This window comes from Ensifer sp. Root278, from assembly GCF_001429285.1.
Classification (GTDB): Bacteria; Pseudomonadota; Alphaproteobacteria; order Rhizobiales; family Rhizobiaceae; genus Ensifer.
The window spans coordinates 203,164-221,937 of the sequence record NZ_LMJJ01000044.1; the positions used below are offsets into that span (position 1 = coordinate 203,164).

The following is an 18,774-nucleotide window of genomic DNA, read 5'->3' on the forward strand; positions in this document are numbered from 1 at the left end:
GAAGCGGTTTATCGGCGTCATGCCGAGCGAAGGGGAGCGCCCGCGGATGCTTTGGTTATTGCTCATCGCCGTCATTGTTCTGGCCGGCGCATTCTACATGTGGATGAACGCTCGTGCCGAGCGGGATTGGGACAATCCCGATGCAGGTTCTGCGATGGTGGAATTCGGGCGCGCATTTCCGGATGAGGCGATCCGGGCACTGCATTCCACCGCGGATCGGAAGGCGATCTTCCTGAGGCTGCACGACGGCAAGGCGGGCTTCATCCAATCGCATGGCACGCACTATGTCTGCCACGTCATCCAGCCTGGAAAGGTCCGGGTGAACAGCTCTGAGACCGGCCGTGGGCTGATCGTGCATTTCCCCGACTTTGCCTATCTGGACAATGCCTTCGAGTTCCAGAACGCCGGCGAGGCGGCGGAAGTTTCTCTCTGGCTGCTCGGCAGTTTCAACCCGAAATCGGAATTCACGCAGCCCAACTCGGAACTGTCCCCTGCAGCGCAGTCGAGCGAGTAGCGACTTCACAGTTCCATTCAAAAGAAACGGCCCGCTGGCGGTATCACGAGCGGGCCGTTTCGTTGTTCTGGTCTCATATTCGCCGTCAGGCGGACTTGCCGAGCCATGCGGCGCAATCTGCGAGCGCACGCGACGCCGTTGCCTGCTTCTTGGCAGCGGCCTTTTCCTTGCCACGGAAGCGCTTGGCGCCCTCCGGCTTGGTGATTGCTCCCGGATCGAGCGGCGGGAACAGGCCGAAATTGACGTTCATCGGCTGGAACGAACGTTTGCCCGGCTCATCGTCGGAAACGATGTGCCCGCCGGTGATATGGTTCAGCAGCGCGCCGAAGGCGGTGGTCGCTGGCGGTGCGGCCAAAGTCGCGCCCTTGCGCTCAGCGGCGGCGAAGCGCCCGGCGAGCAGGCCGATGCTGGCGCTCTCCACGTATCCTTCGCAGCCGGTGATCTGACCGGCAAAGCGCAGGCCCGGGCGCGACTTCAGCGTCAGCGTTCGGTCGAGCAGCGTCGGCGAATTGATGTAGGTGTTGCGGTGCAGGCCGCCGAGGCGTGCAAATTCGGCATTCTCCAGGCCCGGGATCATCCGGAAGACTTCCGCCTGGGCGCCGTATTTCAGTTTCGTCTGGAAGCCGACCATGTTGTAGAGCGTGCCAAGCGCGTTGTCCTGGCGCAGCTGCACGACGGCATAGGGCTTGACCGTGGGGTTATGGGCATTGGTGAGGCCCATCGGCTTCATCGGCCCGTGACGCAGCGTCTCGCGGCCGCGTTCGGCCATGACCTCGATCGGCAGGCAGCCATCGAAATAGGGCGTACCTTCCCATTCCTTGAAGCCGGTCTTGTCGCCGGCGATCAGCGCGTCGACGAAGGCGTTGTACTGCTCCTCGGTCATCGGGCAGTTGATGTAGTCTTTGCCGGTGCCGCCGGGGCCGACCTTGTCGTAACGCGACTGGTACCAGCAGACGTCCATGTCGATCGTCTCGGTGTAGACGATCGGCGCGATGGCGTCGAAGAAAGCGAGCGCATCGGCGCCCGTTTCCGTGCGGATGGCTTCTGCAAGATCGGGTGCCGTCAAAGGGCCGGTCGCGATGACCGCGAGGTCCCATTCCCTCGGCGGTAGGCCGGTGATTTCTTCGCGCACGACCGTGATCAGCGGATGGGCCGCAATCGCAGCGCTGACGGCGTCAGAGAATCCATCGCGATCGACGGCGAGCGCGCCGCCGGCCGGAACCTGGTTGGCATCGGCGGACTTCATGATCAGCGAGCCGGCAAGGCGCATTTCCGCATGCAGAACGCCGACCGCATTGCTGGTCGCATCATCCGAGCGGAACGAGTTGGAACAGACGAGTTCGGCGAGACCGTCCGTCTTGTGCGCATCGGTGCCGCGCACGCCGCGCATCTCGTGCAGTATGACCGGGACTCCGGCCTCGGCGATCTGCCAGGCAGCCTCCGAACCGGCAAGGCCGCCGCCGACGACATGGATGGGAGAATGGGAAGAGGTGTCTTTGCTCATGGGCGGCTTCCTATCACGGCTCGGCCCTTCGTTCCAATGTCAATAAACGAAAACGGCGCCCGGAGGGCGCCGTTTTGGAAGTCAGTTCGAACCGTTGAGATTAACGGAAGGAACGGGCCGCAATGTTGCGGATATCGTAGCGGGTGATGCCGATATCACTGAGAGCGTGGTTCGACAGGTTGCCGAGCTCGCTGACGGTGCGGCGGTAGTTGATCCAGCTTTTTGCGATACGAATCGGGTTCATGACTTTTTCCTCAAGATCGGTTTGTCGCGACAGCCATCTGTCTGCGTCGTTGAGGTTCTTATACGCTTGTCTAATTAGAAGGTGGAGTGCAAAGAAAATGCAGCTGCTATGCATTTGTGCAGTGCATCGCCGCATAGATGGGCACCGCTTCAAAAGGTGGCATCAATTAACGATTGATTAAAATGCGGATCACTACGCTCTAGTGTTTTGTTTTTCATATGTTTTTGGAATTGGAGCGCGAGCGGTTGCAATGCGTGGCACGAGGGTGGTGCTCGCTGCTCGCCGGCGAGGTGGGCTACAGCATTTCGCACGTGCGAAAGGGCGGCGGTGACGCCAGAGCAAGAGGCAAAAGAAAACGCCCCCCGGAATGAACCGGAGGGCGTTTACTGGAGGTCGGTCGCGCTTGAAGCGCAGCCTGAATTACTTGATCGCCTGGCGAGCAACGTAGGGGATGTCGCCGCGGCCGATGCCGAGGTCGCTCAGCTCACGGTCGCTCATGCGGCCGAGTTCGTTGCAGGTCTGACGATACTTGCGCCAATTGTTGAAAGAACGTGCGAGGTTCATGATCCTATCCTTTCTAGGGTCGTGTGCCAGCGCTCATCTCTCTTGCTGGCCGTCATCTGATGGTCTGGAATATAATCGTTTTGAGCAGAAGTTACAGAGATAATGCTGCATCGCACCCATGCAGCACGTGCAAGCCTGAGCGCGGCGGACAGACGTCGGATGGCGTTCGAAACGCATCTGCAATCAGGTTCTGATGATTGAAGCTTTCGACCCAAATCGAGGGCCGGAAAACAAACAACGCCCGCTGGGGGAGGAGATCCAGCGAGCGTCGCTTTGTTCTGATCGGCAACCGGGAGGAGGAGTGTCGCCGATCCAAATCGAGGGGCGCTGGGAGGAGGAGTGCGCCGCCCCGATCGATGAGTTGAAGATAGTATGGAGTCGGGCGGAAGGGTAGCGCTGATCCAGAATGGCACCTATGCATCGAGTGCATGGCTGCGAGCGAATACAGAGAAAGTGTGCACGAATATTGTGCAATTGCGCAAAGTCGGAGATTTTCTTGCTGGGGGAGGGCTGAAAACAATAACGCCCGCTGGGGGAGGAGGTCCAGCGAGCGTCATTTGAAGTGATTGGCAACTGGGAGGAGGAGTGTTGCCAATCTGATCGGAGGAGCGTTGGGAGGAGGAGTACGCTCGACCGAATTCTCTCGGGTTTTGCCCGGGCCTTTCTCAGTAAACTGAGGCGGTTGGCCGCTTCCGCCGGCGACCGTCTGGCTTCATGCCGTCGTTCGCCTTTGATGATTTGAATATAGGGGCTTTAAATCGATTTGTGCAGTGCAATATCCGCATGGAAGATATGCGCATCGCGCAAGCCGTTCATCAGTCTCTTTCGGCTCGGGGCCTCAGTCGCGACAGAGCGATTGTGTTTCCGCGCCGATACGTGGTTAGCTGGTGACGCAACGGGATCATTTCAAGCATTGGATTCTTAGGGCTGGGGGCAGGATGTATCGCGCGCGTCTCGAGCGAGACTTCAAACACTGGATCGACAAGGGGCTGCTGCAGGAAGATGCCGCGCGCGCCATGCTTGCCGAGTATGACGGACGCGAGTCGACGTTCCGGGCAGGGCGCGTCCTGCTTATGCTGGCGGCCCTTCTGTTATCCGCATCGATCCTGTTGCTTGTTGCCGCCAATTGGGAGGAACTGCCGCGCCTCGCGCGCGTCGCCGGCATCGTCGCCTTGATCTGGGGCTTCCACTTCGCCGCTGCCTGGCTGATCCAGAATGGCAGGACGACATTTGCCGCCGCGGCGCTGGTTCTGGGCGCGGCGGCCTTTGGCGGCGGCATCGCGCTCATCGGGCAGATGTATCATTTGTCGGGCGATGCGGCGGATGCAGCGCTGCTCTGGTTCGTTGGCGCCTGCCTTTCGGCGCTCGCGTTTCGCTCTGCAGCGATGGCAACGGCCGCTGGCGGGCTCGCTTGGTTCTATTTCGGTACCATGTTGACGGAAAATGGTTTCAGCACGGCTTCTGACTGGCACTTGTGGTCCGTGCCGGTTCTGGCCGTGATCGTCGTTCTTCTGGTCCGCTTCACGGAGGCGGGCAGGGCCCGGCATCTGGCCTATCTGCTCGTCCTTTCCTGGCTCGGCTGGCTTTATCTGGATAGTCCGTCACTTGCTTTCGCGGTCGGCCTCGCAGTCCTCGGCCTTGCGGCCTTTCTGGCGGCGACCCTGCCGGGTTCGCCCGTGCGCCAACTTGCGCTCGAGGCGGGTTCAGCGCCCGCTTTCTATTCCTTCGCGCTCGCCCTGCTTGGTTTCACCGGACTTCAATACGAGGCGGTTGGGGTGACGACGGAGGTCGCGACCGGAACAGGCACGCTGTTGGTTGCGCTCCTGGGCATTGCGCTTGCCGGTGCGCAGAACGGGGCGGTGCGTTATCTCGGTTACATCGCCTTTGCCGGCGAGCTTCTCTATCTCGCCTTCGAAACCTTGGGATCGATGCTTGGCACATCGGGCTTCTTCCTGATTTCGGGCCTGGTCGTCGCGTGCATCGCCTGGCTGGTCATTCGGATCGAGGGGCATATGGCGCGAACGCGCCAGGCGGAGGTTTCTCAATGAACAGTGGTGCATCGACCAGACGTTGGCTGAACCCGCTGCTCGCCGCCCTGCTTGTGGCCGGCGTCCAGACGGCGGCGCTCGGTTACATGATCGAAAGCAGGGCTTCGATCCTCAGAAGCGGGCGGGATGTCCTTCTGAAGACCGTGCCCGTCGATCCGCGCGACCTGCTCAGAGGCGACTACGTGATACTGAGCTATGATATTTCAAGGTTGCAGCCGGAACTGTTCAAAGGTGGACTTCCGACACAATCGGGCGAGGTGATGCTCTATGTTCGGCTGGCGAAGCAGCCAGACGGGTTCTGGACGGCGACAGAAGCGTCGTTCCAGCCGCTGCCGGTGACCGGCGACAGCGTCGTGCTCCGCTCGCTTCCATTCTCCTACTATCCGTCGCCGTCGCCGTTACCCTTGACCGTGGACTATGGCATCGAGCGCTTCTACGTGCCGGAGGGCGAAGGGCGCACATTGGAAGAGGCGCGCAATGCCGAGGCGCTCTCCGTCAACATCCGCGTTGATGGCAAGGGCAGAGCACAGATCCGCGAGATCGCGGTCAATGGCAGCCCGGTCTATGAAGAGCCCCTTTATTGAAGCTCCGCGAACGCGCTCCGATCCGTCGTGGAATTCCGCATTTTCCCTTTGATCCCGTGAAAACGAGTGATATAGAGACGCCGCGCTCGGGAAAGCCCTGAACTTTCAGCATGCCCATTGTATCCGCGGTATTCCGCTGGTTGGACTTGCGGAAATACGGTCAGGCGGTGCGATTGTCTGAACGCGGGTATGGTGAAATTGGTAGACACGCCAGATTTAGGTTCTGGTGCCGCAAGGCGTGGGAGTTCAAGTCTCTCTACCCGCACCAGACAGCGATCGCGCCTAAAGTCCGGATTCTGCGAGGATGAAGGGGGCTGGAGTGCCATTTTGCTTGCAAAACGGTTGCAGAACTGCGTAAAGCCACTCCCGGCAAATGGATCGGCTCACGTGCTCGCCAGACCTTTCGAAGGGGAAGAGCACAGTCAACGTGAAATGAAGGTTTGAACATGCAGGTTATCGAAACGCTCGCTCAAGGGCTGAAGCGCGAACTCAAGGTCGTTATCCCGGCCAAGGACATGGAAGCTCGGATGAACGAGCGCCTGGCCGAAGTGAAGGACCGTGTGAAGATCAACGGCTTCCGTCCGGGCAAGGTGCCGGTTGCGCATCTGAAGAAGGTCTATGGCAAGTCGATCATGGCCGACCTCGTCAATGAGATCGTCCGCGAGAAGCCGACCGAGATCCTGTCGGGCCGCGGCGAGAAGTCGGCGACCCAGCCGGAAGTCGCGATGACCGAGGACGAGGCCGAAGCCGACAAGATCCTCAATGCGGAAGCTGACCTCGAGTTCACCGTTGCCTACGAAATCATCCCGGCGATCGAACTCAAGGACGTGAGCGGCATCAAGGTGACCCGCGAAGTCGTCGAGATCGCTGACGAAGAAGTCAACGAGCAGATCCTGAAGATCGCCGAAAGCGCCCGCAGCTACGAATCGAAGAAGGGCAAGGCCGCCAACGGCGACCGCGTCACGATCGATTACCTCGGCAAGGTCGACGGCGTAGCCTTCGACGGCGGCAAGGACGAAGACGCCGAGCTGGTTCTCGGCTCCAACCGCTTCATCCCGGGCTTCGAAGAGCAACTCGTTGGCCTGAAGGCCGGCGACGAAAAGACCATCACTGTCAACTTCCCGGCTGACTACCCGGCCGCAAACCTCGCCGGCAAGGAAGCGACCTTCGACATCACCGTCAAGGACGTCGCTGCCGCCCAGGACATCGAAATCAACGACGAACTGGCCACCAAGCTCGGCCTCGAATCGGCTGACAAGCTGAAGGAAATCGTCCGCGGCCAGATCGAAAGCCAGTACGGCAACCTGACCCGTCAGAAGGTCAAGCGTCAGATCCTCGACCAGCTCGACGAACTCTACCAGTTCGAAACGCCGGAGCGCCTCGTCGAAGCCGAATTCGAAAACATCTGGCGCCAGATCAACACCGACCTGCAGCAGGCCGGCAAGACCTTCGCTGACGAAGAAACCACCGAAGAAGAAGCCCGCGCCGAATACCGCAAGCTCGCCGAGCGTCGCGTTCGCCTCGGCCTGGTTCTTTCGGAAATCGGCGAAAAGGCCGGCGTCCAGGTCAGCGACGACGAACTGCAGCGTTCGCTGTTCGAACAGCTCCGCCAGTTCCCGGGCCAGGAAAAGCAGATCCTCGACTACTTCAAGAACACCCCCGGTGCTGCCGCTTCGCTGCGCGCTCCGCTGTTCGAAGAAAAGGTCGTCGACCACCTGCTCGGCGAAATCTCGGTAACCGACAAGACGGTTTCCAAGGAAGAGCTGACGGCTGACGACGAAGAGGGCGAAGGCAAGGCTGCCAAGAAGGCTCCGGCCAAGAAGAAGGCCGCTGCCAAGGCTGAAGCCGCCGAAGGCGAAGAAGCCGCCGCTCCGAAGAAGAAGGCTCCGGCCAAGAAGAAGGCCGCTGACGACAGCGCCGAGTAATCGGACCGAAGCCTTAGGAATCAAAAAAGCCCTGCCGCTTGCGGCAGGGTTTTTTTCGTTTGAGGGGCGTCGGTGACGTCGCCGTCTCAGCGGCGTGGCGAAATGGCCCGGCCGATGTCCAGGAGGAGGGCGCGATGGTCGGAGACTTCCGGCCGTTCGACGACATCGAACCGGGCGACATCAACCTCGCCACTCACGAGCATGTAATCGGCAAAGCGGCCGCCCTTCAGATAGTGCGACGTCCGAGTATCCGTGTGGCCACGGGAAACGACCAGGTCAGTCAGCCCTAGCTCTGCGAGCACCTGAAAGGTCACGCTGTCCGGGAGCACGTTGAAGTCACCGCACACGACAAGCCGCTCATCGCCCGGCCAGACCTGACGGATGAGGTTTACCAGCGCGTCTGCCTGCGCGTGCCGTGCCGGTGTGTCGTTCTTGCCGCCGATCTCCCGTAGGCCATGCATCTGGGCGATGGTGATTGCCGTGCCGGCATCATGGTCGAACAGGCGGATGCAATGGGCATTGCGGGCACGTGGATGTGGCCCCCAGCCCTCGGATGAAAAGCTGCCATGCACGAAGCCGAGCGCCTGACCGATGACGGAATGGGAGCGTCGGACGAAGGTCGCGAGCCCAAATTCCGAGGCCACCGGCCTGTCGCCGTCAAAGAGCGTGCCGCGCGCCGTCGGGCAGAAGCAGCCATCATGCCAAGGAAGTGCTGCCGCGATCTCATCGAAGAGGTTGGCGCGCTGCGGCAGTTCGACATCTGTATCGCGATAGGTGAGCCATTCGGCGTCGGTCGTCGGCGACCGCGCGATCTCCTGCAGACACAGGACATCGGCGTCGACTTCCGCCAGATATCTCATCAATGGGGAATGGAGCTTGCCGCCCCAGGCATTGAGGGAAAGGATGCGCATGGCGTTCATGTCTCTTCATCAGGAGCGGCAAGGCTACCCGATTCGCTGGCATGGTGGCGTGCACGCAATCTTGAACGGCGCTCTGGGCGATAGGTGACAAAGCGGTATTGCTCGTCACCTATCGAATTGGATCCCTTTGACTGCCGTTGTCGTCGTTTGATGCGTGCTCAGATATGTCGCTAGCGGCTTACGCTTTCGGCAGTTCCTGCTTGATCTCGCCCATGCGGTTCCAGGCGTCGAGGCCGGCAATCTTGTAGGCTTCGGCAAGCGTCGGGTAGTTGAAGGTGTTCTCGACGAAATACTCGACCGTGCCCTTGAGGTTCAACACAGCCTGACCGATGTGGACCAGCTCGGTCGCGCCTTCGCCGATGATGTGCACGCCGAGGAGACGGCGGGTCTTCATCGAGAAGATCATCTTCAGAAGACCGGATTCGAGACCCATGATGTGACCGCGCGAGGTCTCGCGAAAACGGGCAATGCCGCATTCGTAAGGGATGCCGCGTTCCTTCACCTCTTCTTCCGAAAGGCCGCAGGTGGAGATTTCCGGCACCGCGTAGATGCCGTAGGGGAAATACTTCTGCGGTTCCATGGCAATCGCGCCGACAGCAACGCGAGCCGCAATGCGGCCCTGTTCCATAGAGGTCGAGGCAAGGCTCGGGAATCCGACGACGTCGCCGGCGGCATAGATGTTCGGGACCGATGTCTGGAACGTCTCCGGATTGACCTTGAGCCGCCCGCGGCTGTCTGCCTCGAGCCCGGCGGCCGGCAGGTTGAGCGTATCGGTTGCCCCCATGCGTCCGGCGGCGAAAAGCACCATGTCGGTGACGATCTTGCGGCCATTGTCGAGCGTCAGCAGGACCTTACCATCGTCGAGCCGCTCGACCGTCTCGGCCTTCTGTCCGAGATGCAGCTTCATGTTGCGATCGCGCAGCTGGTAGATGAAATCCTCGACGATCTCCTTGTCGATGAAGTCGAGCATCGTTGTCTTCGGGTCGATGACCGTCACGTGCGTGTCGAGCGCGCTGAAGATCGTCGCATATTCGATGCCGACGACGCCGGCGCCGATGACGACGAGCGAACGCGGCAGTTCTGCGATATCGAGCAGTTCGTCACTGTCGAGCACGCTCTTGCCGTCGAAGGGCATGTAGTCCGGACGGAAAGGCTTGGTGCCGACGGCAAGCATGATGCTGGTGCCTGAAACAAGCAGGGTCTCGCCGTCGTCCTTGACGACCTCGAGCGTGGTCGGATCGACGAAGCTTGCCTTGCCGCGCATCTGCTGCACGCGGTTACGGGCAAACTGGTGTTCGAGGACCTCGACCTCGTGATTGAGGGTGATGATCAGCCGTTGCCGGAGATCGTCGGCGCTGATCTCCTGCTTGACGCGATAGGCCCGCCCGTAGAAGCCCCGCTCGCGCCAGCCGGAAAGATTGAGCGCCGTCTCCCGCAGCGTCTTGGAGGGGATGGTGCCCGTGTGCACCGAAACGCCGCCGACGCGTTTTCCCTGTTCGATGACGAGGACCTTCTTGCCGAGCTTGGCGGCCTGGATGGCGCCGCGGCGGCCGGCGGGCCCGCTTCCGACGACGATGAGATCGAACTGAGTCATGGGCATTTCCGTTTGAAGGGAAGAATCGTTGTGCATCGCAAAAACTCTCGCTTGCAAGCGTCTATACCGTCAATGGCACGGTTTAATGAAGTGGTTTTCATAGCCGAAACAGCTGGATGAGAATATAAGGGAATGTGCGTATGCTTGGCTTCGTTACGACATGCCGGGCCCATCGGTGTCGTATTTGCCTGGGAGGGTGGCGATGGGATTGGAGCTGACGAACAGGGCGGTGCCGCAGCCTGACGACGAGGGCGTCATCCGGCAACCGGACCATCGGCCGGGTGTCGTTGCGGCGGCGGTCTATGAAAACGGCGTAAGGGTACGCGATATCGGCATCGAAGATGCCGGCAAATGGCGCTCGCGGCCGGGCGCGGTGGTCTGGATTGGGCTGCATGAGCCTGATGCGGAACTGCTGCGCCAGATACAGCAGGAGTTCGACCTGCACGACCTGGCGATTGAGGACGCCTGCAAGGCGCACCAGCGGCCAAAACTAGAGATCTATGGCGACTCGATCTTCGTCGTGGCGCGCACCGCCCACATGGTTGGTGACGAGATCGCCTTCGGCGAGACCCATCTCTTCGTCGGGCGAGGTTATGTCGTCTCGGTCAGGCACGGTGCGTCCACGTCCTACATGGCGGTGCGTCAGCGCTGCGAATCTTCCCCGGCAGCACTCGCCCATGGCGAAAACTATATCCTCTATTCGATCCTCGATTTCATCGTCGACAACTATATGCCGGTCATCGAGGCGATCCATGAGGAGGTGGAGGAACTGGAAGATCGGCTGTTGCGGGAGCGACTGGTCAAGGGTGACATCGAACGACTCTACCTGATGCGCCGCAATCTTCTCAGGTTGCGCAATGCCGTGGTGCCACTCGTCGATGTCTGCCGCCGGCACGAGCACATCGATCTGCCAGGCATGGATGCGGCGCTGCAGCCGCTGTTCCGTGACGTGACGGACCACGTGCGCCGGGTGCAGGAGGATATCGATGCGTTGCGCGAGGTGCTTGCCTTTACCTTCGAGGCGAGCCTGATGGTCGGGCAATCCGAACAGACGGAAATTTCGCGCAAGCTGGCGTCCTGGGCCGCGATCCTTGCCGTGCCGACGGCGATAGCCGGTATCTACGGCATGAACTTCGACGATATGCCGGAGTTGAAGTTCCGCTACGGCTACTTCGTCGTGCTGGCGGTGATCATCGGTTTGTGCCTGACGCTCTTTCGCTTCTTCCGTCGCGCGAAGTGGCTGTGAGAGCCGGCGCGCCGTTAGAACAGGCGTAGGCCCTTCAGGCTGACATGCCCATCCTTGCCGATGATGATGTGATCGTGCACGGCGATCCCCAGCGGTTTCGCCGTTTCGACGATGAGCTTGGTCATGTCAATATCGGCGCGCGACGGCGTCGGGTCCCCGGACGGATGGTTGTGCACGAGAATGATCGCGGTGGCGGAGAGTTCGAGTGCGCGTTTGACCACCTCGCGCGGATAGACAGGCGTGTGGTCGATCGTACCGGTCTGCTGCACCTCGTCGGCGATCAACGTGTTGCGCTTGTCGAGGAACAGGATCCGGAACTGCTCTTTGGTTTCGTAGGCCATTGCCGCGTGGCAATAATCGATGACGGCGCTCCAGGAAGAGAGAAGGTGCTTCTGGCGAAGCTCGCTTTTCAGGGTGCGATGGCCGATGGTGGAGATCAGCTTTAGGTCGAGGGCAACGGCCTCGCCGATGCCGTTCACCTCCTGCAATAGCGCAATCGGCGCGCCGAAGACGCCGGCAAGCGTCCCGAAACGGCTGATGAGCGCCTTGGCGATCGGCTTGGTATCCTTGCGCGGGATCAGCCGAAACAACAGCATTTCCAGGATCTCGTAGTCGGCCAGCGCCGCGTCGCCGTGCTCGCGGTAACGCGCGCGCAGCCGATCGCGATGGCCGTGATAATGCGCTTCGGGCGCCGGCGCCTTCTTGGCCGCCGGTCCGCCGTCCAACTGCAATTACGGGAAAAACGTCCTCTCGTCCGTCGATGGCGTTTCGTCGCCTTCAGGGGAGATCGGACGCTTCTTCATGCAGCGCCGACGTTGTTGGGACCCCGCTTGAACAGGCCGGCCGGCGACAGCGTGAAGATCTCGCACCCCTCGGCGGTCACGCCGACCGTGTGCTCGTACTGCGCCGAAAGCGACCGGTCGCGGGTAACGGCGGTCCAGCCATCCGAGAGCACCTTCACATGCGGACGGCCGAGATTGATCATCGGCTCGATGGTGAAGATCATGCCCTCGCGCAATTCGGGGCCCTCGTTGGCGCGGCCGTAGTGCAGGATGTTCGGCGCGTCGTGGAAAAGCTTGCCGACGCCGTGGCCGCAGAAATCGCGCACGACCGAGCAACGTTCCGCTTCGGCATAGGTCTGGATCGCCTCGCCGATGGCACCGGTGCGAGCACCCGGGCGTACAGCGGCAATGCCGCGCATCAGGCTTTCATGGGTGACATCGAGCAGCCGCTCGGCCGCGCGCTTGATCTCGCCGACCGGATACATGCGGCTCGAGTCGCCATGCCAGCCATCGACGACATAGGTAACGTCGATATTGACGATGTCGCCCTCGCGTAGCGGCTTGTCGTTGGGGATGCCGTGACAGACGACGTGATTGATCGAGGTACAGGAGGACTTCGTGTAGCCGCGGTAGTTCAGCGTCGCGGGCAGGGCGCCATTGTCCATGCCGAACTCGAAGACGAAGCGGTCGATCTCGTCGGTCGTGACGCCCGGCTGAACGCGCGAAACGAGTTCGTCGAGGCAGCGCGCCGTCACCTGGCAGGCCTTGCGCATGCCCTCAAAATCTTCCGGTGCGTAGAGCCGGATAACGCCGGTGTTTTTGTAGGGGGCCGACCCTGCCTCGATGTAAGTCACCATTCCAAAGCTTTCATTTGTTCCAAGTCGGATTTCATAGAGCAGCGAGGGCGCCTTCGTCCACTGCCATCAATCCGGTCGGACGGATTTGCGTCGGCGATACCTGACATTTGATCGCATAGGCCTCGACCCCACGCGCCATGGCGCGATCGAAGGCTTGCGCATAGGCCGGATCGAAATCGCGGCAGATTCTCAAACGGTCGCAGTCGCCGCGCTGCACAAGATAGATCATGACGGCGCGGTGACCGGCTGCGATCATGTCGCCGAGTTCGTCGAGATGTTTGGCGCCGCGTGCCGTCGGGCTATCTGGAAACTCCGCGAGACCGGGCGTGCGACTGAAATGCACGTTCTTCACCTCGACATAGGCAAGGCCTCGATCGGCGTCGCTGAGCAGGATATCGATCCGCGAATTGCGGCCGTATCTCTGTTCCCGCGCGAAGCCTTGATATGTATGCAGATCGGAAACGAGGCGCAGTCGAATGGCTTCTTCAGCGAGTCGGTTCGGCAAGCCGGTATTGATCCCGACCAGTGTGCCGTCGGCTTCGACGATTTCGAGCATGTGACGGTATTTCCGCGTCGGGCTGTCGTGTTCCGACATCCAGATGCGCGAGCCCGGCGTCGTCAGGCCTCGCATCGAGCCTGTGTTCGGGCAGGAGCCGGTCATGGCGGTACCGTCGGGCTGGATCGCATCGAAGAGAAAGCGCTTGTAGCGCTGCACGAGGGTTGCCTGTGCGAGCGGCGGGTCGAAGATCAAGACATGTCCTGCAACTGTTTCATGCCCGGGCGCGAACGTACGAGCCCGGCGCTTCCTCGAGCGAATTCAGCGGGCCGCCGGGCTTGCGGGCCGGAACGCGTCTCTTGTCGAGCTTCTCGATCCATTGGTGCCAATGCGGCCACCAGGATCCCGGCGTTTCCTTCGCAGCCTTGAACCAATCGTCAAACTCGCCCTTGGGCGCGCCTCCGGTCCAGAACTGATACTTGCCCTTGTCCGGCGGGTTGACGACGCCGGCAATGTGACCGGAGCCGGAAAGCACGTAGGTGACCTTGCCGCCGAAGGAAGAGCTGCCGAGGAAAACCGACCGCGGCGGGGCGATGTGGTCTTCCTTGGTGGCGAGATTGTAGATCGGGATTTTCACGTCGCCGAGCGACACCTGCCGGCCCGCCAGCATCATCTCGCCCTTCGAGAGTTTGTTCTCGAGGTAGCAATTGCGCAGATAGAAGGAGTGGTTGGCGGCCGGCATCCTTGTCGAATCGGAATTCCAGTAGAGCAGGTCGAAGGGCAGGGGATCCTGCCCCTTGAGGTAGTTGTTGACGAAGTAAGGCCAGATCAGCTCGGAGGCGCGCAGCATGTTGAAGGCGGTCGCCATCTTCGAGCCGTCGAGATAGCCCGTCACGCTCATGTTCTGTTCGATCTGGCGAATCTGCTCCTCGTCGACGAAGACCTTGAGATCGCCCGCATGGGTGAAATCGACTTGCGTGGTAAAGAGGGTCGCGGAGCGAATGCGATCGTCGCCTTCGGCGGCATGCAGCGCGAGGGTCGCCGCAAGCAAGGTGCCGCCGACGCAATAGCCGATAGCATCGACTTCGCGCTCGCCGGTCGCCTGCTCGACGGTATCGAGCGCAAAGCCGATGCCTTCGCGCGCATAGGCTTCCCAGTCCTTGGTTGCGTGCCGTTCATCCGGGTTCACCCAGGAGATCACGAACACCGTGTGCCCTTGGTCGACGGCCCATTTGATGAAGGATTTCTGCGGGTTGAGATCGAGAACGTAGAACTTGTTGATCCACGGCGGGCAGATCAGCAACGGTCGCTTCAGCACGGTCTCCGTCGTCGCTTCATACTGCAGCACCTGGCAGACGTCGCTTTGGGCGATGACCTTGCCTGGCGTGATCGCGATATTCTCGCCGATCGCGAACTTGCTGGTATCCGTCTGCCGCAGTTTGAGGTCGCCGCGGCCGGCGGCGACGTCCTCGGCGAACATCTGCATGCCCTTGACGAGGTTGGCGCCGTTCGATGCGACGGTTTCGCGATAGAGTTGCGGATTGGTGGTGACGAAGTTCGTGGGCGAGAGCGCGCTCGAAACCTGGCGTACGTAGAAAGCCGCCTTGTGCTTGGTGTGATCGTCGAGCCCTTCGGCGTCCTCGACCATGCGCTCGGCCCAATCCGACGTGACGAAATAGGCCTGCCGGATGAAATCGAAGAACGGGTTCTTCACCCAATCCTCGTCGGTAAAGCGCTTGTCAGTGCGCTGGAGAGCCGCAGGCTCCGGCATTCCGACGTCGCCGGACATGCGGTGGAGCGTCCGCGACCAGATCTCGAAGAAGCTGCCCATCAGGTGCGTCTGCGCTTCAAGCGTGCGCCGGGGATCGGAAAGCCAGTACTCGGAGACCTTGGAGAGCGTTTTCACCATGTCGGTGACGGGTTCGGAGAAGACGTCCGATTTCTGCCCCGATTCACGCGGCGCCAGCCAGGCGGAGGCTGCCTTGCCGAGTTGCTCCATGGCGCGGGCGAGGTTGACGGCGAGGCTTTCCGGGTCCTTGACGATATAAGGTTCGACGGATTTGGGGTCGAATCCCGTGAAGCCGTCCTTGCCAGCGGTGCCTTCCGTTTTCCTCTCTGCTGTCACCCGGCGTCCTCCACAGCATCTTGTTTGTTTTGTATTTTTACATTCTGCCCGAAAATGATTACAAGGGCTAGCGCATCGTCGCGTGTCAAAACAGAGGTCGTCTTCAGTATGCTTGCCGTCGGAAAACAGCGTTCCATCACCTGGCTTGCCGGGATCGTTCTGCTAGGTACGCTTGCAGGCTGCAACAGTCAGAAGACAAACTTCGAGAACTATCCTTCGGTCTATGGCCAGAAGCCGGCCGCAACGACGCAGATGACCAATGAGGAGGCGGCCGACATGCAGGCGCGCCTGACGTCGCTTGGCGCTGCGCGCAAGTCCGGCGCGATCTCGGAAGCCGAATATCAGCGGCGCCTGAAGGAAATGCGTGCACTCGCCGAACAGCACGGTACCGACACGCTGAAAGAGATCCAGAATTAGCGCTTGCCTTTCCGGTGATTTGGACGCAAAGCGTTCAATGGCCGCATGGACGGCCGTTCACCACAGCGCACGGTTTCCCAAGGCTTGAGCCGCTGGCGGGAGCGTGCGCCAAATGAGGTTTGGAGATGGAAGAGTTTCACAAAGTCCGGCGTTTGCCGCCCTATGTTTTCGAACAGGTCAACCGTTTGAAAGCAAGCGCGCGAGCGGCCGGTGCTGACATCATCGACCTCGGCATGGGCAATCCGGATCTTCCCACTCCGCAGTCGATTGTCGACAAGCTCTGCGAGGCCGTTCAGGACCCGCGCACGCATCGTTATTCGTCGTCGAAGGGCATTCCCGGGCTGCGTCGTGCCCAGGCCGCCTACTACGCCCGTCGCTTCGGCGTCAAGTTGAACCCGGATACGCAGGTCGTCGCCACCCTTGGCTCCAAGGAAGGCTTCGCCAACATGGCGCAGGCGATTACCGCGCCCGGCGACGTGATCCTGTGCCCCAACCCGACCTATCCGATCCACGCCTTCGGCTTCCTGATGGCGGGCGGCGTTATCCGTTCGATCTCGGTCGAACCCGACGAAACGTTCTTCGGGCCGCTGGAACGCGCCGTGCGGCACTCGATCCCGAAGCCGCTGGCGCTGATCCTCAACTATCCGTCGAACCCGACGGCGCAGGTGGCGACGCTCGACTTCTACAAGGACGTAATCGCGTTCGCGAAGAAGCACGACATTATCGTGCTTTCCGATCTCGCCTATTCGGAAATCTACTTCAACGACGCGCCGCCGCCGTCGGTCCTGGAAGTTCCGGGCGCGATCGACTGCACGGTCGAATTCACCTCGATGTCGAAGACATTTTCGATGCCCGGCTGGCGCATGGGCTTTGCCGTCGGCAACGAGCGGCTGATCGCGGCACTGACGCGGGTGAAGTCCTACCTCGACTATGGTGCGTTCACGCCGATCCAGGTTGCCGCCACACAGGCGCTCAACGGCGACGGCAGCGACATCGCCGAAGTCCGCAACATCTACAAGCGCCGTCGCGACGTGATGGTCGAAAGCTTCGGCAAGGCCGGCTTCGACGTGCCGCCGCCGGCAGCGACCATGTTTGCCTGGGCGAAGATCCCGGAAAAGTTCCGTCATCTCGGTTCGCTCGAGTTCTCGAAGCTCCTGGTCGAGAAGGCTGATGTGGCAGTTGCTCCGGGCATCGGCTTTGGCGAGCAGGGCGACGACTACGTGCGTCTCGCTCTCGTCGAGAACGAACACCGCATTCGCCAGGCGGCGCGCAACATCAAGAAATTCCTGTCGACCGCCGACGAGACGATGCACAACGTCATCTCGCTCAACGCGCACAGGTGATTGGAGCGGGATGAGGAAAAGTGTACTCGGTTTTCCGCCCGCATCCCGCTTAACTTATGATCCAAGACGGGCGGCGCGCTTCGTGTGCGCCTCCTTCCACGCCGGCACCGCGGTTCTCGCGGCTCGCCCTCTACATGTTAGGAAATGGCTATGGCAGATGCCCTCAAAATCGGCATTGCGGGCTTAGGTACCGTCGGTGCCTCGCTCGTGCGAATCCTCCAGGATCGTCACGAGATGCTTGCGACAACGTGCGGGCGGGCAATCGAGACCACGGCCGTAACCGCGCGCGACCGCAACAGGGATCGCGGCGTCGATCTTTCGAAGGCGACCTGGTTCGAAGATGCCGTTTCGCTGGCGCGGGACGCCGATATCGACGTCTTCGTCGAGCTGATGGGCGGCTCGGGCGATCCGGCCTATTCAGCCGTCAAGGCGGCGCTTGAGCGCGGCATTCATGTCGTGACCGCCAACAAGGCGCTGCTTGCTGCCCATGGCATCGAGCTCGCCAAGATCGCCGAGGAGAAGGGCGCGCTGCTTAACTACGAAGCGGCGGTTGCCGGCGGTATCCCGGTCATCAAGGCTCTGCGCGAGTCCATGACCGGCAACACGATCTCGCGCGTCTACGGGATCATGAACGGTACCTGCAATTACATCCTGACGAAGATGGAGAAGGAAGAGCTTTCCTTCGAAGCCTGCCTCAAGGAAGCGCAGCGCCTCGGCTATGCCGAAGCGGATCCCGCATTCGACATCGAGGGCAACGACACGGCGCACAAGCTGTCGATCCTCACGAGCCTTGCCTTCGGAACGGCGATTGCGGCCGACGACATCTATCTCGAAGGCATCACCAACATCTCGATCGACGACATCCATGCGGCAGCCGATCTCGGTTACCGGATCAAGCTTCTGGGCGTCGCACAGCGCACCGACAGCGGCATCGAGCAGCGCGTCCACCCGACGATGGTGCCCTATGATTCCGTCATCGCGCAGGTCGACGGCGTGACCAATGCGGTCGCAATCGAATCCGACATTCTCGGCGAATTGCTGATGGTCGGCCCCGGTGCCGGCGGCAATGCAACCGCCTCGGCGGTGCTCGGCGATATCGCCGACATTGCGAAGAGCCGTCCCGGCGCCCAGCACGTTCCGGCCTTCGGCCGCCCGACCCATGCGCTGCTTCCCTACAAGCGCGCGCAGATCCAGAGCCACGAAGGCGGCTACTTCATCCGCCTGAAGGTCGTCGACCGCACCGGCGTTTTCGCCAGCATCGCCACCCGCATGGCGGACAACGGCATCTCGCTGGAATCGATCATGCAGCACTCCAAGCAACTCATGGAAGGCGGCGAGCCGCAGACGATCATCCTGGTGACGCATGCGACCTCGGAGCATTCCGTTCGCGATGCCATCAAGGCGATCAAGGGCGAGGGTTATCTCGTCGGCGAACCGCAGGTCATCCGCATCGAACGCCCGAAGGCGAACTGAGGACGGCATAGACCTCAGGCAGCAAGGCAAGTCGGCGCGTAGCGCTGGATTGCCACCGATAGATTGGAAGCCTCGTCGTGCAAGCATGCCGGCGAGGCTTTCCTATTTGGGCATTTCAGGCGGGCGGTGCCGAAAACG

16 protein-coding genes, 1 tRNA gene and 1 pseudogene are annotated in these 18,774 nt (G+C 61.1%); 9 read left to right on the top strand and 9 right to left on the bottom strand.

The window, feature by feature from the left end; genetic code table 11:
* Positions 1 to 46 precede the first annotated feature (46 nt).
* Positions 47 to 514 carry a hypothetical protein gene (locus tag ASE60_RS32625; protein WP_057255841.1) on the top strand — a complete coding sequence of 156 codons (468 nt, stop codon included), beginning with the start codon at positions 47 to 49 and terminating at the stop codon, positions 512 to 514.
* Positions 515 to 599: 85 nt separating this feature from the next.
* Here the strand turns inward: ASE60_RS32625 and trmFO are convergent, their stop codons facing one another.
* The 3 genes from trmFO to ASE60_RS34295 form a co-directional block, all read right to left on the bottom strand.
* Complete coding sequence (gene trmFO, locus ASE60_RS32630; protein ID WP_057255843.1) at positions 600 to 2,018, bottom strand: methylenetetrahydrofolate--tRNA-(uracil(54)-C(5))-methyltransferase (FADH(2)-oxidizing) TrmFO; 1,419 nt, start codon at positions 2,016 to 2,018, stop codon at positions 600 to 602.
* A 100-nt stretch (positions 2,019 to 2,118) separates the two neighbouring features.
* Entirely contained in the window at positions 2,119 to 2,262 is a 144-nt protein-coding gene (locus tag ASE60_RS36260; RefSeq protein WP_082616298.1) for a DUF1127 domain-containing protein, read from the bottom strand.
* A gap of 420 nt (positions 2,263 to 2,682) precedes the next feature.
* Positions 2,683 to 2,826, bottom strand: coding sequence for a DUF1127 domain-containing protein (locus tag ASE60_RS34295; protein WP_065376908.1), 144 nt, complete (start codon positions 2,824 to 2,826; stop codon positions 2,683 to 2,685).
* Between the two features lie 938 nt (positions 2,827 to 3,764).
* On the opposite strand from ASE60_RS34295, the gene ASE60_RS32635 reads away from it, so the two are divergent.
* From ASE60_RS32635 to tig, 4 genes are all read left to right on the top strand, one after another.
* Positions 3,765 to 4,874 carry a DUF2157 domain-containing protein gene (locus ASE60_RS32635; RefSeq protein WP_057255845.1) on the top strand — a complete coding sequence of 370 codons (1,110 nt, stop codon included), beginning with the start codon at positions 3,765 to 3,767 and terminating at the stop codon, positions 4,872 to 4,874.
* Positions 4,871 to 5,458, top strand: coding sequence for a GDYXXLXY domain-containing protein (locus tag ASE60_RS32640; RefSeq protein WP_057255847.1), 588 nt, complete (start codon positions 4,871 to 4,873; stop codon positions 5,456 to 5,458). Before ASE60_RS32635 ends, ASE60_RS32640 begins: the two co-directional genes overlap by 4 nt.
* A 183-nt stretch (positions 5,459 to 5,641) precedes the next feature.
* A tRNA-Leu gene (locus ASE60_RS32645) sits at positions 5,642 to 5,726 on the top strand.
* A gap of 178 nt (positions 5,727 to 5,904) precedes the next feature.
* Positions 5,905 to 7,383 carry a trigger factor gene (tig, locus tag ASE60_RS32650; RefSeq protein ID WP_057255849.1) on the top strand — a complete coding sequence of 493 codons (1,479 nt, stop codon included), beginning with the start codon at positions 5,905 to 5,907 and terminating at the stop codon, positions 7,381 to 7,383.
* 86 nt (positions 7,384 to 7,469) lie between these two features.
* On the opposite strand, the gene ASE60_RS32655 is transcribed toward tig, so the two are convergent.
* Entirely contained in the window at positions 7,470 to 8,294 is an 825-nt protein-coding gene (locus tag ASE60_RS32655) for an endonuclease/exonuclease/phosphatase family protein (protein WP_057256075.1), read from the bottom strand.
* Positions 8,295 to 8,481: 187 nt separating this feature from the next.
* Positions 8,482 to 9,897 carry a Si-specific NAD(P)(+) transhydrogenase gene (sthA, locus tag ASE60_RS32660; protein ID WP_057255851.1) on the bottom strand — a complete coding sequence of 472 codons (1,416 nt, stop codon included), beginning with the start codon at positions 9,895 to 9,897 and terminating at the stop codon, positions 8,482 to 8,484.
* Between the two features lie 202 nt (positions 9,898 to 10,099).
* Between sthA and ASE60_RS32665 the strand changes: the two genes are divergently transcribed.
* The gene (locus ASE60_RS32665; RefSeq protein WP_082616300.1) at positions 10,100 to 11,143 is read left to right on the top strand and encodes a magnesium and cobalt transport protein CorA; all 1,044 of its coding nucleotides are present in this window, start codon (positions 10,100 to 10,102) and stop codon (positions 11,141 to 11,143) included.
* Positions 11,144 to 11,157: 14 nt separating this feature from the next.
* Here ASE60_RS32665 and radC read toward each other — a convergent pair.
* From radC to phaC, 4 genes and pseudogenes are all read right to left on the bottom strand, one after another.
* A pseudogene (radC, locus tag ASE60_RS32670) lies at positions 11,158 to 11,946 on the bottom strand (DNA repair protein RadC).
* Positions 11,943 to 12,782, bottom strand: a complete 840-nt coding sequence (gene map / locus ASE60_RS32675; RefSeq protein ID WP_057255853.1) for a type I methionyl aminopeptidase — start codon at positions 12,780 to 12,782, stop codon at positions 11,943 to 11,945. Before map ends, radC begins: the two are co-directional and overlap by 4 nt.
* Positions 12,783 to 12,813: 31 nt before the next feature.
* Positions 12,814 to 13,533 (bottom strand): DNA/RNA nuclease SfsA, encoded by a 720-nt coding sequence (gene sfsA, locus ASE60_RS32680; protein WP_057255854.1) that lies wholly within the window; start codon positions 13,531 to 13,533, stop codon positions 12,814 to 12,816.
* 19 nt (positions 13,534 to 13,552) lie between these two features.
* Complete coding sequence (gene phaC / locus ASE60_RS32685) at positions 13,553 to 15,403, bottom strand: poly(3-hydroxyalkanoate) polymerase subunit PhaC (protein ID WP_057255856.1); 1,851 nt, start codon at positions 15,401 to 15,403, stop codon at positions 13,553 to 13,555.
* 108 nt (positions 15,404 to 15,511) lie between these two features.
* On the opposite strand from phaC, the gene ASE60_RS32690 reads away from it, so the two are divergent.
* The 3 genes from ASE60_RS32690 to ASE60_RS32700 all read left to right on the top strand — a co-directional run bounded on the left by ASE60_RS32690 (position 15,512) and on the right by ASE60_RS32700 (position 18,636).
* Entirely contained in the window at positions 15,512 to 15,820 is a 309-nt protein-coding gene (locus ASE60_RS32690; protein WP_057255859.1) for a hypothetical protein, read from the top strand.
* Positions 15,821 to 15,945: 125 nt separating this feature from the next.
* Positions 15,946 to 17,163, top strand: a complete 1,218-nt coding sequence (locus ASE60_RS32695) for an LL-diaminopimelate aminotransferase (RefSeq protein WP_057255861.1) — start codon at positions 15,946 to 15,948, stop codon at positions 17,161 to 17,163.
* Between the two features lie 150 nt (positions 17,164 to 17,313).
* Positions 17,314 to 18,636, top strand: a complete 1,323-nt coding sequence (locus ASE60_RS32700; RefSeq protein ID WP_057255863.1) for a homoserine dehydrogenase — start codon at positions 17,314 to 17,316, stop codon at positions 18,634 to 18,636.
* The last annotated feature ends 138 nt before the right edge of the window (positions 18,637 to 18,774 follow it).